16 protein-coding genes are annotated in these 15,736 nt (G+C 61.7%); 2 read left to right on the forward strand and 14 right to left on the reverse strand.

Going from position 1 to position 15,736, the window contains the following annotated elements:
- Positions 1-28: 28 nt before the first annotated feature.
- The 7 genes from ureG to FRH_RS04520 form a co-directional block, all read right to left on the reverse strand.
- Positions 29-661: an urease accessory protein UreG gene (gene ureG, locus FRH_RS04490; protein ID WP_239296821.1), complete on the reverse strand. Its 633-nt coding sequence runs from the start codon at positions 659-661 to the stop codon at positions 29-31.
- Positions 662-688: 27 nt separating this feature from the next.
- A complete protein-coding gene (locus tag FRH_RS04495) occupies positions 689-1,384 on the reverse strand; it encodes an urease accessory protein UreF (protein ID WP_281998151.1) in 696 nt (231 codons plus the stop codon).
- A complete protein-coding gene (gene ureE, locus FRH_RS04500; RefSeq protein ID WP_281997869.1) occupies positions 1,374-1,949 on the reverse strand; it encodes an urease accessory protein UreE in 576 nt (191 codons plus the stop codon). The genes FRH_RS04495 and ureE overlap by 11 nt, the downstream gene beginning before the upstream one ends.
- 210 nt (positions 1,950-2,159) lie before the next feature.
- Positions 2,160-3,875: an urease subunit alpha gene (gene ureC, locus FRH_RS04505; protein WP_281997870.1), complete on the reverse strand. Its 1,716-nt coding sequence runs from the start codon at positions 3,873-3,875 to the stop codon at positions 2,160-2,162.
- A gap of 111 nt (positions 3,876-3,986) precedes the next feature.
- Positions 3,987-4,295: an urease subunit beta gene (locus FRH_RS04510; RefSeq protein ID WP_281997871.1), complete on the reverse strand. Its 309-nt coding sequence runs from the start codon at positions 4,293-4,295 to the stop codon at positions 3,987-3,989.
- Between the two features lie 23 nt (positions 4,296-4,318).
- The gene (gene ureA, locus FRH_RS04515; protein ID WP_239296813.1) at positions 4,319-4,621 is read right to left on the reverse strand and encodes an urease subunit gamma; all 303 of its coding nucleotides are present in this window, start codon (positions 4,619-4,621) and stop codon (positions 4,319-4,321) included.
- 33 nt (positions 4,622-4,654) lie between these two features.
- Entirely contained in the window at positions 4,655-5,539 is an 885-nt protein-coding gene (locus FRH_RS04520; RefSeq protein ID WP_281997872.1) for an urease accessory protein UreD, read from the reverse strand.
- Positions 5,540-5,879: 340 nt separating this feature from the next.
- Between FRH_RS04520 and FRH_RS04525 the strand changes: the two genes are divergently transcribed.
- Both FRH_RS04525 and FRH_RS04530 read left to right on the forward strand, forming a co-directional pair.
- Positions 5,880-6,251, forward strand: coding sequence for a DUF2946 family protein (locus FRH_RS04525; RefSeq protein WP_281997873.1), 372 nt, complete (start codon positions 5,880-5,882; stop codon positions 6,249-6,251).
- Between the two features lie 126 nt (positions 6,252-6,377).
- Positions 6,378-7,742 (forward strand): PepSY domain-containing protein, encoded by a 1,365-nt coding sequence (locus tag FRH_RS04530; protein ID WP_281997874.1) that lies wholly within the window; start codon positions 6,378-6,380, stop codon positions 7,740-7,742.
- A 29-nt stretch (positions 7,743-7,771) separates the two neighbouring features.
- Here FRH_RS04530 and FRH_RS04535 read toward each other — a convergent pair whose 3' ends face one another.
- The 7 genes from FRH_RS04535 to urtA form a co-directional block, all read right to left on the reverse strand.
- Positions 7,772-8,305, reverse strand: coding sequence for a copper chaperone PCu(A)C (locus FRH_RS04535; protein WP_281997875.1), 534 nt, complete (start codon positions 8,303-8,305; stop codon positions 7,772-7,774).
- A 45-nt stretch (positions 8,306-8,350) separates the two neighbouring features.
- Entirely contained in the window at positions 8,351-9,724 is a 1,374-nt protein-coding gene (locus FRH_RS04540) for a diguanylate cyclase (protein WP_281997876.1), read from the reverse strand.
- Between the two features lie 175 nt (positions 9,725-9,899).
- Positions 9,900-10,607: an urea ABC transporter ATP-binding subunit UrtE gene (gene urtE, locus FRH_RS04545; RefSeq protein ID WP_239296807.1), complete on the reverse strand. Its 708-nt coding sequence runs from the start codon at positions 10,605-10,607 to the stop codon at positions 9,900-9,902.
- Complete coding sequence (urtD, locus tag FRH_RS04550) at positions 10,607-11,443, reverse strand: urea ABC transporter ATP-binding protein UrtD (RefSeq protein WP_139525966.1); 837 nt, start codon at positions 11,441-11,443, stop codon at positions 10,607-10,609. Before urtD ends, urtE begins: the two co-directional genes overlap by 1 nt.
- A complete protein-coding gene (gene urtC, locus FRH_RS04555) occupies positions 11,440-12,585 on the reverse strand; it encodes an urea ABC transporter permease subunit UrtC (protein ID WP_139526239.1) in 1,146 nt (381 codons plus the stop codon). Before urtC ends, urtD begins: the two co-directional genes overlap by 4 nt.
- 3 nt (positions 12,586-12,588) lie before the next feature.
- Positions 12,589-14,199 carry an urea ABC transporter permease subunit UrtB gene (gene urtB, locus FRH_RS04560; protein WP_281997877.1) on the reverse strand — a complete coding sequence of 537 codons (1,611 nt, stop codon included), beginning with the start codon at positions 14,197-14,199 and terminating at the stop codon, positions 12,589-12,591.
- A gap of 96 nt (positions 14,200-14,295) precedes the next feature.
- Positions 14,296-15,648: an urea ABC transporter substrate-binding protein gene (gene urtA, locus FRH_RS04565; RefSeq protein WP_281997878.1), complete on the reverse strand. Its 1,353-nt coding sequence runs from the start codon at positions 15,646-15,648 to the stop codon at positions 14,296-14,298.
- Positions 15,649-15,736 lie beyond the last annotated feature (88 nt).

Genomic DNA, 15,736 nt, shown 5'->3' on the forward strand with positions numbered 1-15,736 from the left:
TTTTTTATGCGTCGAGCGTCGTGAGCAGTTAGGCCGTGGCCACCTGCGGGCGTCGCTCCTCCAGCATGCCTTTATCAAGAATGAAGCGAATGATCTCTTCGAGGCCCACGCCATCGTAGAGATTGGTGAACACGAAGGGGCGCTCGCCGCGCATTTTCTTCGAGTCGCGCTCCATCACCTCCAGCGAGGCGTGTACCTGCTCGGCGATGTCGATCTTGTTGATGATCAGCAGGTCCGATTTGGTGATGCCAGGCCCCCCTTTGCGGGGAATCTTATCGCCAGCGGAAACATCGATGACGTAGAGCGTCAGGTCGGAAAGCTCGGGGCTAAAGGTAGCAGAGAGGTTATCGCCGCCGGATTCCACCAGCACCAGCTCCAGCTTGGGATGACGGGTGTGTAGCTCGTCAATCGCTGCCAAGTTCATGGAAGCATCTTCCCGAATCGCCGTGTGCGGGCAACCGCCGGTTTCGACACCGAGAATGCGGTCGGCGGGCAGCGCATCGTGCTTGAGCAGGAAATCGGCGTCTTCACGGGTATAGATATCGTTGGTGACCACGGCGATATCGTAGTGGTCGCGCAGTGCCGAGCAGAGTTGCTTGAGCAGGGCGGTTTTGCCGGAGCCGACCGGGCCACCCACGCCAACGCGTAAACAGTGAGTCATGATGTTTCTCCTAATGGATAACGCCCGCTAACTTCGAAACAGGCGGGAGTATTGGGTTTCGTGCAGAGCGCTGGCGAGAGCGACGCCTGGCAGAGCGGGGCCAAGCTCGTCATCGTCGAGTTGATGCGCTTGGTCGACCGCCGTCACCAGCTCACTACGTAACCGTTCGATGATGCGCTGCGCCGCCGTATGGCCCAGCGGTAATGCTTTGCAGGCCACCGCAAGTTGGTTTTCCAGCCATGCCCAGCCAAAACCGAGCAATGCTTGGCGCACGGGAATGCCGCGCTGATAAGCCGCCCAGGCAAATAGCGTGACATAGCCTGCCTGGGGTGGCAGCAAGGGCGTGAGTGAGTCTTGTTGGGGTAATAGGTCGAGACTGCCCAGTAGCCGCTTGAGCGAGGCGCCCAGACGGCTATCTTCGGCGGCGAGCTCGGCGGTTTCACGGGTAGCGGCCAGCCAGTCGTCCCATGCGGCAACGGCGGTGCCATCCTGCTGTTCGAAAGCGCGATGTAGCCGCTCGATCACGGGCAGCTCGCAGCGGCTCAAGCCATCGTCCAGCACGCCGGAGAGCCACTCGGCTAGGCTCTGCTCGTCACTCACCCAGCCCAGCTCAAAGGCGCTCTCCAGCCCTTGCGAGAAGGCAAAGGCACCGATGGGCAGCGCGGGGCTAACGAGCTGCATCAGCCCGAGCAGCGCGAGGTCGGATGGCGGCTCAGTGGGCATGGCTGTGTCCATGGTCGTGGTCGTGGTCGTGGTCGTGGTCGTGGTCGTGGTCGTGGTCGTGGTCGTGAGCATGGGAATGCCCGTGGCCATGGCTATGACCATGGCCGTGCGAATGCCCACCCCCCACCTGGTTATAGGCGCCCGGCTCGGGGTCGAAGGTGGCGTTGTGGTGCTCGAGTGTGGCGCCCAGCAGCTCGGCCAGCTCTTCGAGAACGTGGTCGGGTGGGAAGCGCACCCAGCCGCCCTGCTCGTCTTCACCCAGCGCCAGCTGCACATGGCGATTGCCGAGGTGGTACGCCAGCCGTGCCAGGGGTAAGCCAGTACTCACTCGCGCGGTCACCACGGGCTCGATGGCGGCACAAACGCGCACGATCTCGCCATTGTCGGCTTTCAGGCCTTCACCATCGCGCAATACCGGGCCGCGATCCAGAAACAGGCCCAGCGGCTGGCCGCTATCGCTCTCGGCTTTCAAGCGGCCACGAATGCGCAGCTCGAAGGGCAGTGTCAGCGTGTCGCTGGCGGTGTCCTCTTCTACGGGGCCGAGGCGTTCAATCAGTTTCAACATCGATACCGTCCTGTTATAGCCTTGGGGGGCTCGCCGGGAGCAACCCTACGAGAGGGCGCTGTGAATACCTCCCTGTACGCTACTTTTGCCATCTGACCTCCATGGATGGAGGAAATGCCGGAAATGTAGGGAACATTTTCCGGCCATGGCAAAAGACCCTCTCTACGGGCTACTCCCGGCTATCATGTCATGGGAGTGTGTTCTCTATGTTCAAAACAAGTGATACCGCTGCGCCAGCGGCAGCTCGGTGGCGGGCTCGCAGGTGAGCAGTTCGCCGTCGCAGCGCACTTCGTAGGTTTGCGGGTCGACGGTGAGCTCTGGGCAGGCGTCGTTGAGCTTCATGTCCTTTTTGCGCACGCCGCGCACGTTCTTGCAGGCGGACAACGTGCTTTGTAGGCCCAGCCGCTCCTGGATGCCCGCATCGATGGCGGCCTGGCTGACGAAGTTGAGCCTTACCTGACTGGCCGCGCGGCCAAAGGTGCCGAACATGGGGCGGTAGTGCACCGGCTGCGGTGTAGGAATCGAGGCGTTGGGGTCGCCCATGGGTGCAGCCGCAATCATGCCGCCTTTCAAAATCAGCGATGGCTTCACGCCGAAGAACGCGGGCTTCCACAGCACCAAATCCGCCAGCTTGCCGACTTCGATCGAACCGACCTCGTGGGCAATACCGTGGGTAATCGCAGGGTTGATGGTGTACTTGGCAATGTAACGCTTGGCGCGCAGGTTATCGGCCCCCATCGCCTCGTCTTCCGGCAGCAGGCCGCGCTGCACCTTCATTTTGTGCGCCGTTTGCCAAGTGCGGCAGACCACTTCACCCACCCGGCCCATGGCCTGGGAGTCGGAAGCGATCATCGAGATCACGCCCAGGTCGTGGAGGATATCCTCGGCGGCGATGGTTTCGCGGCGAATGCGTGAATCGGCAAAGGCCACGTCTTCGGGAATATTGGGGTCCAGGTGGTGGCACACCATGAGCATATCCAAGTGCTCGTCGATGGTGTTCACCGTGTAGGGACGTGTGGGGTTGGTGGAGGACGGAAGCACATACTCCTTGGAGCAGGCGGTGAGAATGTCCGGGGCGTGACCGCCGCCTGCGCCTTCGGTGTGGTAGGTGTGGATGCCGCGCTCTTTGAAGGCCGCCAGGGTGTCTTCCACGAAGCCGGACTCGTTGAGCGTGTCGGTGTGGATGGCGATCTGCACGTCGTACTTTTCCGCCACGCTCAGGCAGTTATCGATAGAGGCCGGGGTAGTCCCCCAGTCTTCGTGGAGTTTGAGGCCCATGGCACCGGCTTCCAACTGCGCTTCGAGCCCTTCCGGCAGGCTGGCGTTGCCCTTGCCGAGCAGGCCGATGTTCATGGGCAGATCGTCCACCGCCTGGAGCATCTTGCCAATGTGCCACTCACCGGGGGTGCAGGTGGTGGCGTTGGAGCCGGTGGCAGGGCCGGTGCCGCCGCCGAGCATGGTGGTGACGCCGCTCATCAGCGCTTCTTCCACCTGCTGGGGGCAGATGAAGTGGATATGCGCGTCGATGCCGCCTGCAGTGAGAATTTTGCCTTCGCCCGCAATCACTTCGGTGCCGGGGCCAATGACGATCTCGACATCGGGCTGGGTGTCGGGGTTGCCGGCTTTGCCAACGGCGGCGATGCGGCCGTTTTGCAGCCCCACATCGGCTTTGACGATGCCCCACCAGTCCAGAATCAGCGCGTTGGTGATCACGGTGTCCATCACCGAGGCATCCTGGCGCTGGCTTTGACCCATACCATCGCGGATGACCTTGCCGCCGCCAAACTTCACTTCTTCACCGTAGTGGGTGGCGTCTTTTTCGACTTGGATCCAGAGTTCGGTGTCGCCCAGGCGCACGCGGTCGCCTACCGTGGGGCCATACATATCGGCGTAGGCTTGCCGACTGATCTTGTTTACCGGTTTCATATTTGCCTCTGCCTCAAGCGTTGAGTCCAGTGCTGGGCGGGCATCGCCTGTGTGAACAGTCACCCAGCCGATGCCCGCCCTACCGACGGTTGTTCTTTATTAATCCGTTGGCTAATCGAGCGGCCCCATCACATCGCCACGGAAGCCGTAGATTTCCCGCTTGCCGACGAACGGTATCAGCGTGACGTCGCGGGTTTGACCGGGCTCGAAGCGGATGGCGGTGCCGGCGGCGACGTCCAGGCGGTAGCCACGGGTTTTATCGCGGTCGAACACCAGCGCCGGATTGGCTTCGGCAAAATGGTAGTGGGAGCCGAGCTGAATGGGGCGGTCGCCGGTATTGGCCACCTCGACGGTGATGCGTTCGCGGCCCGCGCACAGCTCGATATCCTCTTCGTACAACTGATACTCACCGGGAATCATGGCACTCTCCTAGCGGTGGACGGTTAATTGATAGGGGTGTGGACGGTGACCAACTTAGTGCCATCGGGAAAAGTGGCTTCCACCTGCACTTCATCGACCATCTCCGCCACGCCCTCCATCACGTCGTCGCGGGTCAGGATCTCGCGGCCGTAACTCATCAAATCGGCCACGCTCTTGCCATCCCGTGCGCCTTCCATGATCTCGAAGCTGATCAGCGCCACGGCTTCGGGGTAGTTGAGTTTCAGGCCGCGCGCTTTGCGGCGTTCGGCAAGCTGAGCCGCGGTAAACAGCATCAGCTTGTCTTTGTCTCGTGGGGTTAGTTCCATGGAGCCTCTCCAGCGTTATGAGCGTATTACTCATTAGGTTAGCCAAATACGCGGCGTGTGCGCCTTGCGCTCGATCCAACGGGGCCGCAGTAGGTGCCAGGCCTGCTCACACAGCGCCCAGGCTTCGTTTCGGGATGCACCTAAATAGCGCAATAGCAGTACGCCATGGCGAACGGTCACCGCCCAGCGGGGGTTATCCGGCAGCGCTTCACGCAGTGCGTCGATGGCCGCAGCGGCATCGTCGAGCCCCACGGCCCAGAGCGTGGCCTGCACCGTGGCACCGCCTTGGCCCCAGCGGCCCGCAAAGCGTGGGTGCCCGGGGTCTAGCGGCTGGCGTTCAAGCCATAGCGGTTTGCCATCCAGGGTCAAGCGAAAGTGCTGCTCGATGCGCCCGGAGACATAGGGCAACTCGCTGGCCGGGCGGCCAAGGGCCATCACTTCCCAGCCCAGGCAGCGGGCGGTGCCTTGGAGCGCAATGTGCGTACGCTGGCTACCTTTCGACCCATCGAACGCGATGGTTTCCTGGGGCAGCCACTCCAAGGAGCCGCCCTCTTCGACCGCCAGCTCGGTGTGCTGTGTCCAGGCCACGTCTTGGCTGTCGGCTTTGTAGAGCTTGTTGGCCGCGGGCGTGGTGAGTAGCGCGTGGGCGCCGCGCTCGACATGGGCACGAATGGTCAGCGCATCGCCGCTGACGAGCCCGCCAGGCGGGTGCAATACGTAAACGTGGCACGCTTCCTGGCTGCCTTCCGGGTAGAAGGGGCGTTGTACTCGTAATGGCCCTTGGTGGCGTGCCTGCACTAGCCGGGTGACGCCATCGCGGTTGGCAAAGCGTAGGGCCAGCGAGGCGGCCCAGCGACGCTCGGCGTCAAAGCGGTGGCCAGAACCAGCGGCGGCGGGGGCGGGTTCGCTCAACATCATGGGGCGCTGTCGCTTCCTGGTAGATAAATCATTGCCTTACAATGCAAAGAGTGCGCCAAAATGGTGAAAGCGCGGCAGCGGTGCGTCTCGGCCGCTCACACAGTGGTTGACAGCCGCTGCCATGGGTCTCGACGCTGCTTTAAAGCACCAAAAAAGAGCATCTCCATCGAACATTGCACCAAATAGACTCAAGCACCGTCATCGTCCTTCGCGGCAATACACCACAGCGTTCATATACGGCACTGAGTGCGCTGCTCACGCGTCAAGCTGTACAATTCTCTCTCTTTAAGCCGCTTACAAAGCGTAGTGTGAGATGCGACCTTTCCGCTCGGCAAATTCCATGGGGTACCGTATAGCGCTCTACTTGGCGTTCGCGGCGCTCTTTCTGGTATTTGCCGGGCCGCTCCTCTCGCAGTTTCAAGCGCAGGGCCACGCTACCGCGCATGCCCATGGCCAGCATGCCACGCATTCTACGACGTCGCCCGCCCCGTCGCCGCACGACCATGACCCGCTCCACCGCTGGTATCACCCCTGTGATTATTGCGGCTTATGGCAGCATACGCCGACCGCCCCTCAACACTTACCCGCCATTGGCAGCACGGCATTTCCATCGCGTACGCCCCTGCCCTCGGTGTTCGCTTCGCGCGCTGGGGTGTCACGTCACTATCCCCACGCTCACTCCCGCGCCCCACCGTCGCCACGCCTCATTTAACGCACCGATATTTCCCCTTTGCCACCCCATGACGGGCCACCCCATAACGGGTGTGGCTAACCACTTATTTTGCCTGTGATGCCGCTGGTACGCCCGGCGCGGCGCCACGGGCGCTTGGAGCGTTGTATGACGACGATGACGTCTTCCCAGGTGGCGCGCAAAGCGTCACTCGATCTGTATCGCGCCGTTTGGCGCTGGCACTTTTATGCAGGCCTGTTAGTCCTGCCTTTTTTGATTACTCTGTCGCTGACCGGAGCGCTTTACCTGTTCGATGACGAGTTAGATGCCCTCATCCACTACGATCTCAAGCGCGTGGAGGCACAGCAGGACGTGCAGCCACCCGCAACGCTCGTGAGCGCCGCGCTGCAGGCGCACCCCGGCACGGCGGTGAAGTACACCTCCCCCACCACGCCGGAAAACTCGGCTGAAATTACCGTCAATACCCTTAGCGGAGAACGGTTGGCCGTCTATGTGAACCCGTACACTGCCGAGGTGCTGGGCTCGCTGGATGACCGGGGCACGGTGATGTGGACCGTGCGCTACCTGCATAGCTTTAAATTTTTCGGGCAAACGCCGCGCAAGCTGATCGAGATGGCCGCGGGCTGGTCGATCTTGCTGGTCGTCACGGGTATCTATCTGTGGTGGCCGCGCAAAGGCAGCGGCGGCGTGGTGCGCGTGCGCGGCAAGCCTAAAAGCCGCGTATTCTGGCGCGACCTGCACGCGGTGCTGGGGCTCTTTGTCGGCGGGTTTATCGTCTTTCTGGCCATTACCGGCATGCCGTGGTCGGGGGTGTGGGGCGCGCAGGTGAATGAGTGGGCCAACGGCAATAACTTTGGCTACCCGTCCGGCGTGCGTGTTGAAGTGCCGATGTCCAACGCCTACCTGAGCGACCAGGGCAGCACGAGCTGGTCGCTGGAGCAGGCGCAAGTGCCGGAATCGACACCGCCCGCCGCGCCCACCCCGCGCATTGGGTTGAACAACGCCGTGGCGCAGCTGGAAGCGCTGGGCTTGCAGCAGGGCTACACGGTCAACCTACCTACCACGGCCGCCGGGGTGTACACCGGCTCGATTTATCCCGATGACTTGTCCCAGCAGCGCGTGGTCCACCTCGACCAGTACAGCGGCAAGCCGCTAATCGATATGCACTACGCCGACTACGGCCCGCTCGGTCGCTGGCTGGAGTTTGGAATTAATGTACATTTGGGGCAGGAGTTTGGGCTGATCAATCAGCTCGTGCTGCTGGCGGTGTGTATCGCGATCATCGTGATGTGCGTGGCGGCCGGTGTGATGTGGTGGAAACGCCGTCCTTCGGGGGGCATGGGCGTGCCGCCCTTGCCCACTGATAAACGCGTGTTTCGTGGGCTGATCGCCATGTTAGTGATAGGCGGCGTGCTGTTTCCGCTCGTTGGGGCGTCGCTGCTCGTGATGCTGATCATCGACTGGCTGATCGTGCGGCCATTGCAAGAGCGCCGCCCCGCTCGCCAAGGCTAACGGGGCGGTAGACTGACGCGGCGGGCTGCTTAGTGCGCCGCGTGATTATGACCATGACTATGACCACTTTCATGGTGGTGACCCTCTGGAGACGCCCCTACGGGCAGCACCCGAAGCTCGATCTCCATCGGCTCGGCGTGTTGGAACTCCAGCGTCACGGGGACGGGCTCACCCTCGACGATGGGTGAGTCCAGTTCCATCAACATCAAGTGCAAGCCGCCCGGCGCGAGCGTCACGCTCCCACCCGCCGGTAACTCGATGCCACCGGGCAGGGGGGCCATGCGCATCACATCGCCGTCCATCTCCATGATGTGAATCTCGACACGCTCGGTGACCGGACTGGTCGCTCCTATCAGCATGTCGTCGCCATCGCCGTGATTGGTAAGGGTGACGAAGCCACCGCCCGCCCCCGCTCCCGGCGGCGTGGCACGGGTCCAGGGTTGCTCCGCTTCAATAGCGGAGTGCCCTGCCATCGCCTCAGAGGAATCGCCACCGTGGTGGGCCGCCAACAGCGGGGTACTCATCATCAACAGTGCTGTAAGTAGCGTAGCGCGCATCGACATGGTGTTCTCCGTAGATAAATGACCGAAACAAGGCAGACAGCGATATTACTCAGTGGCCGCGGCCACCACCACCCGATCGCGCCCACTGCGTTTCGCTTGGTATAGCGCCTGGTCGGCACGCTGCATCGAGCGCTGGTAATCGGGGTGACCATCGTGCAGCGTGACACCGATACTCACCGTGACGTTCAGCAGCGTATCGGCAGCGGCCAACATCGGCTCTTTGGCCACGGCGTGGCGCAGCCGCTCGGCAAACAGGCGGCTACCGTCTTGGTCCGTATCCACTAGCACGATCAAAAACTCTTCACCGCCCATGCGGAACACGTAGTCACCGCCCCGGGTCGAGCGGTCGAGAATGCTGGCCACCTGCTGCAGCACATGGTCGCCCGCGTCATGGCCGTGGGTATCGTTGATCGCCTTGAAGTGATCGATATCCACCATGAGAAGCGCAAAACACTTTTCCGAGTGGCGCGCGATCTCTATTTCACGGTTCAGCACCACCGAGAGGAACTTGCGATTGAGCAAACGCGTCAGGCTATCGCGGCCTGCTTCGAGCCCCGAGGCGCGATCCAGAACGTCATCCAACAGCATCAAGATCGTGCGAGCCGCATCGCGAATGCTGCTCAACGCGGTCAGGCGACGCTGGCTGTCTGAGTCGCCTAGCTGGACGAGCCACTCCTCGTCCACGCGACGAACATGCCGTGAAATGGTGGTAATTTCCGGCGCGCCCTCAAAGGCGTGACACGCCTTGTGGTGATACCAAAGCCCAAACTCGGAACTGGCTAATCGGGGTAAAGCCGTCGTTGCCTGCTGCGCAGCGACGGCAAACATCAGTGCGTTTTCCCAATCGAGCAGCGCCGAACGCTGCCGCTCGCGCTCATCGCCGATGCTCTGGGTCAAAGAAAACAGCTTATAGGCTTCTTCGGTGCGGGTGTTGCGATTGTTGGCCACGGAGTAGGCGTGGCTCATGATTTCCATCGCCATATCGATATGATCGGACACATACACCGCCGCCTCGCCGGAGGAGAGTTCCGCCCCCAGGGTAGCGTGAATGTGCGCATACAGCGCCTGCTTCAACTGTCGCGCGCCGTTGAGCACTAAATTCACGGGAATATCGATACGCGCATGCACTTGGCCAACCTTTTCCTGCTGCTCGACCAGCGATTCGAAATCCGCATGCTCGACGGCAAACATAGCACTGAGCCAGCGCTGCATGGAGGGGTGCAGCCGGTTTTTTACCTGCTCATTGGAGAGAAACAGCGACGCGTGGGGGTCTTCCAACATCACTTGATAAAAATGATCGGCAAAGATATCGCGGCGGGATTTCACCAGCGTCTCCACCGCCTGGCGAAGCGCCACCGGCGTGCGCTCCAGGAGTGCCTGCCACTCGGCAGCGAGCTGATGTTTGTCTTTATAACGCATACCCCACCCAACGATTGTTGTTGAAACTGGCCATGTTACACATAAAACGCAGCGCCAAAACCTACTCAGCGCAGGGTTTTAAGCAAAAAGCCCCCTCTTTTCTACATGAAACGAGAGGGCTATTAGAGTGTGCTCAGTAAACAGGAAAAGAAAGGTTAAAGGGGGTGTGGATAACTCAAACCGTCAAATGCTGCTTGATCAGCTCGTTGGAGAGTTCGCTGATCTCGCCTTTGGCCACCGGACGGCCGCGGTCCATGATGACGAAGCGATCGGCGTATTTGCGGGCAAAGGGCAGCTTTTGCTCGACCAGCAGCACCGTCAGGCCGTCCTCTTTGATCAGTTGGCGAATCACCTGGCCGATTTGGGCGACGATATTGGGCTGAATGCCCTCGCCGGGCTCGTCCAGAATCAGCAGCTTCGGTTCGATCACCAGCGCGCGGCCAATGGCAAGCTGCTGCTGTTGCCCGCCGGATAGGTCACCGCCTCGGCGGTGCTTCATCTCTTCGAGCACCGGAAACAGCTCGTAGATGCGCTTGGGGATTTTCTTCAGCCCGTCGCCTCGGGCGGCCAAGCCGGTGCGCAGGTTCTCCTCCACCGTGAGCAGCGGGAAGATCTGCCGCCCCTGGGGCACGAAGCCGATGCCCAGTCGCGAGCGCGCTTCCACGGCTTTTTTGGTGAGTTCGATCTCGCTGCCGTCGCCCTGGTAGCGCAGCTGACCACTTTTCACCGCGACTTCGCCCATGATGGCTTTCATCAGGGTGGTTTTACCCACCCCGTTGCGGCCCATCACGCAGGTGCACTGCCCGGCGGGCACGTCTAGGTCTAAGTCCCACAGGGTGTGGCTCTCGCCGTAGAACTGGTTGAGCTTTTCAATGGCTAGCATCAGGCGCTCTCCTCTTCATCCGACCCTAGATACACCTCGACCACTTTAGGGTCATTGGAGACCTGATCCATGCTGCCTTCGGCCAGCACGCTGCCCTGGTGCAGCACGGTCACCTTACGCGCAATCGAGCGCACGAAGCCCATATCGTGCTCTACCACCACCACCGACTGCTTGCCCGCCAAGCCGGTGAGCAGCTCGGCGGTGCGCTCCATCTCCTGCTCGGTCATGCCCGCCACCGGCTCATCCACCAACAGCAGACGCGGGCGCTGCATCAACAGCATGCCGATCTCCAGCCACTGTTTTTGGCCGTGGGAGAGGATCCCGGCGGGCTGAAAGCGCAGCTCGGTCAGGCCGATGGTTTCCAGCACGTCGTCGATGCGGTCTTTGATCTCGCCGGTCATGCGGGCGGTCAGCGTGGGGAAGATGCGCTTGTCAGCGGCCATCGCCAGCTCCAGGTTCTCGAACACGCTGAGCGCTTCGAACACCGTGGGCTTCTGGAACTTACGGCCAATGCCGAGGCTAGCAATGTCTGGCTCGTTCATTTGCAGCAGGTTGTGGCGGCTGCCGAACCACACGCTGCCCTCGGTAGGCCGCGTCTTGCCGGTGATGATATCCATCATGGTGGTTTTACCGGCCCCGTTGGGGCCGATGATGCAGCGCAGCTCGCCGTCGTCGATGGTCAAGTTCAAGTTGTTGATCGCCTTGAAGCCATCGAAGCTGACGGTGACGTCTTCCATATACAGAATCGGGCCGTGGCGCACGTCGACCGGCGAGGACTGGGTCGCCATGAAATCGAACACCCTATCCCGCGCTTTTAGCGATTGTAATAGGCTCATGCGGTGGCCTCCTTGGGTGGGTGATCCTCCTCTTTACGGCGCTTTAGGTGGCCTAACAGCCCCGCCACGCCTTTGGGCAGCAGCACCGTCACCAGCACGAACAGCGCGCCCAGCGCGAACAGCCAGGCGTCGGGCATGATGCCGGTGAAAATGGTTTTGGCGTAGTTGACCAAAATCGCGCCGATCACCGCGCCGTACAGCGTGGCCCGGCCACCCAACGCCACCCACAGCACGATTTCGATGGAGAACAGCGGCGAGAACTCGCTGGGGTTGATGATACCCACCTGCGGTACATAAAGCGCCCCGGCAAGGCCTGCCAGCATGGCCGAGACCACGAACACGAAGAGCTGGAAGCGCTCGACGCGATAGCCTATGAAACGCGTGCGCGCCTCGGCATCGCGCGTCGCCACACAGACCCGGCCCAGCTTGCTGGTGACGATGGCGCGGCAGAGGATATAGCCCAGCGCCAGCGCCACGCCGGTGGCAATGAATAGCCCCAAGCGGGTGGCGTCGCTACGCAGGTTGAAGCCCAGCAGCTCGCGGAAATCGGTCAGGCCGTTATTGCCGCCAAAGCCCATCTCGTTGCGGAAGAAGGCCAGCATCAGGGCAAAGGTGAGCGCCTGGGTGATGATCGAGAGATACACCCCCGTGACCCGCGATCGGAAGGCCAAAAAGCCGAACACCAGCGCCAGCATCCCCGGTGCCAGTAGCACCATGGCAAAGGCGAACCAGGCCATGTCGAAGCCGTGCCAGTACCAGGGCAGGCTGTCCCAGTTGAGGAACACCATGAAGTCCGGTAGGACCGGATGGCCGTAGGTGCCGCGATCACCGATTTGGCGCATCAGGTACATGCCCATGGCGTAGCCGCCAATGGCGAAAAACGCCCCGTGGCCCAGGCTCAATATGCCCAAATAGCCCCACACCAAATCCACCGCCACCGCGAGCAGCGCGTAGCTCAGGTACTTACCGAACAGGTTGACGGTGTAAGCGTTCACATGCAGCGGATGCCCCTGGGGCACCGCCAAATGCAGCACGGTGACCAGCACCAGGGCGCTCAGCAGCACGCCGAGGAAAAGTTGCGTGGCCCGCTCACCGAACGGGCGTGTCAGCCAGAATTGACTGGACGTCGATTGCATCGTCATCACTTAGCCCTCCGCAGCCCGGCCCTTCTGCGGGAAGAGTCCACGCGGGCGTTTTTGAATGAATAGAATGATGAACACCAGCACGATGATCTTGGCCAACACGGCACCGGCCCAGGGCTCCAGCACCTGATTGATCACGCCCAGCGAGAGCCCCGCCACCAGCGTGCCCCACAGGTTACCCACGCCGCCGAATACCACCACCATGAACGAATCGATGATGTAGTTCTGGCCGAGGTTGGGTCCCACGTTGGTGAGCTGGGAGAGCGCCACGCCCGCCAACCCCGCCACGCCCGAGCCCAGCGCAAACGTCATGATGTCCACGCGAGTGGCACGAATGCCCATAGAGCGTGCCATGGCGCGGTTCTGGGTGACGGCACGCACTTCGAGTCCTAGTCGGGTGCGGCGCATGATCAGCATCAGCGCGGCAAACACCACCAGCGCAAAGCCCAGCACGTACATACGGTTGAGGGTCAGCGAGAGCGCGTCGTTGATCACCAGCGAGCCGCTCATCCACTCCGGCGTCACCACGGTGCGGTTGAGCGGTGAAATGACCGTGCGCACTAGCTGCTGAAGAATCAAGCTGATACCGAAGGTGGCCAGCAAGGTTTCCAGCGGGCGGCCTTTGAGGAACTGAATCACACCCCGCTCGATGGCAATGCCTACCAGGGCGGCCACCATAAAGCCCGCCGGAATCGATAGAATCAGCGCCAGCCCCGGCTGGCCCGGCAGAAGCTGCTGCATCATCCAAGTGGTGTAAGCGCCCAGCATCATCAGCTCGCCGTGGGCCATGTTGATCACGCCCATAACGCCAAAGGTAATCGCCAGGCCAATGGCTGCCAGCACCAGCACCGAGCCCAGGCTCAAGCCGAAGTAGAGCGTCTCCAGGCCGCGGTTGATCTTGAGTTGCTGCTCAATGCCAGCCAGCGCCGCTGTTGCTGCATCGGCAACAACAGCGTCGTCGCTGTTCGCCGCACGGCCCAGCGCCACGCGAGCTCGCGGGTGTAGGCTGCCGGAGAGGGCTTCTACGCCTGCCATCTCACCCTGTTCCGCGCGGTATATCGCCACCGCTTGCGCCAAGCGTGTGCGCACGTACTCATCCTCTGCGTCGGCAATCACCGGTGCCAACGTCTCGGCCAGTTCGCCGTCCACTTCACCCAGCAGACGGTCGGCGGAGGTGCGGCGGCGCTCGACGTTGGGGGAGTAGAGATCCACCACGGCAATGGCGCTACGCAGCTGGTTACGCAGCGCATTGTTGATGCCGATGCGGTCCAAGTCGCGGCGAGACATGTCGCCCAGCGGCTCGTTGGTCAGCGCATCGGCCACCGGCCAGTCGCGGCCGCGATTATCCAGCACCAGCACGAAGCGGCCATCGTCGGTGCGCTGCAGGCGGCCATCCAGCAGCGCCTGCAGCCAGTCGCGTGCGCGCTCGTCGTCGCTTTGTAAAATGGCGGTAATGGCGTCGCCTTTATCGCGGTAGGAGTCCACATCCAGCGCGCTGAGTAGCGCAAGGGCTGCTTGGTCATCGGGGTTCGAGGAGCTGCTTTGTGCCTGCGCCGTCACGGCGGTGCCGAGTAGCATCAGACACAGTAGCCCCAAGGAAAGGAAACGCCTCATGGGGTTCTTCCTTTGGTGATCGAAGGGGGGAGATAGCGTGCTCCCCTACTGCACCGATAAACAGGCACAGTAGGGGCAAGGATTACCCGGCGAGCGTTACTCGGCGAGCGCTGCTTCGGCTTCTTCTGCGGCGGTGCTACCCCCGCACGAGCCGTTCACAACGTTGAAGTTGCCGCACTCCATGGGCTTGCGCCAATCGGCGATCAGGTCGCGGGAGCCCGGTAGGTAGTCCGACCACGCATCACCGGCCACGGTAGAGGGCGTTTGCCAAACGATATCGAACTGCCCGTTATCCTGAACTTCGCCAATCAGCACCGGTTTGGTGATGTGGTGGTTGGGCATCATCGCCGCATAGCCGCCGGAGAGGTTCGGCACGGTCACGCCGATAATCGCGTCTTTCACCGCGTCCACGTCGGTGGTACCCGCTTTACGCACCGCTTCGGTCCACATGTTGAAGCCGATGTAGTGCGCTTCCATGGGGTCGTTGGTCACCGACATCTCGTCACCGGTATGCTCGATCCAGGCATCGATGAAGTCATAGTTGGCGTCGGTATCCACGCTCATGAAGTAGTTCCAGGCGGCCAGGTGGCCCACCAACGGCGCGGTATCGATACCGGACAGTTCCTGCTCGCCCACCGAGAAGGCGATGACCGGAATGTCGGCGGCGTCGATACCCTGGTTAGCCAGCTCGCGGTAGAACGGCACGTTGGCGTCGCCGTTAATGGTAGAGATCACGGCGGTGGGCTTACCCTCTTCGCCAAAGCGGCGGATTTCGGAGACGATGTTCTGCCAATCCGAGTGGCCGAAGGGCGTGTAGTTGACCATGATGTCCTCTTCCGCCACGCCGTGCTCATCTTTCAGGAAGGCTTCTAAGATGCGGTTGGTGGTGCGCGGGTAGACGTAGTCGGTACCGATCAGCGCGAAGCGCTCGATGCCCACTTCGTTGATCAAATACTCCACGGCAGGAATGGCCTGCTGATTAGGGGCAGCCCCGGTGTAGAAGACGTTTTCCGACGACTCTTCGCCCTCGTACTGCACCGGGTAGAACAGCAGGCCGTTGAGCTCTTCGACCACCGGCAGCACCGCTTTACGGGAGACGGAGGTCCAGTTGCCGAAGATCACATCCACCTCTTCCTGGGCCAGCAGCTCACGGGCGCGTTCGGCAAACAGCGGCCAATTGGACGCAGGGTCGACCACCACGGCCTCTAGCTGACGGCCCAACAGGCCACCGGCCTCGTTCTGCTGCTCGATGAGCATTTCCACGGTGTCTTTCAGGGTGGATTCACTGATGGCCATGGTGCCAGAGAGCGAGTGCAGAATACCGACTTTAATGGGGTCGTCATCTTGGGCGACCGCTTGGGCGCTCGCGCCCATAACGGCGGCGGTGATCAAGGCAGTAGCGAAACGGCTAAGGGTACGAGGGTGTGTCTTGCGCTGCAGTGTGGTCACTTGAACCTCCTTGCGCCCCTTATGGTTGGGGCTCGTGTTTGGGGTACCGCGGCCAAGCGTTGTCGTTATCGAGGCGACGGAGCACTTG

This window comes from Halomonas sp. A020, assembly GCF_027943625.1.
Classification (GTDB): domain Bacteria; phylum Pseudomonadota; class Gammaproteobacteria; order Pseudomonadales; family Halomonadaceae; genus Vreelandella; species Vreelandella piezotolerans.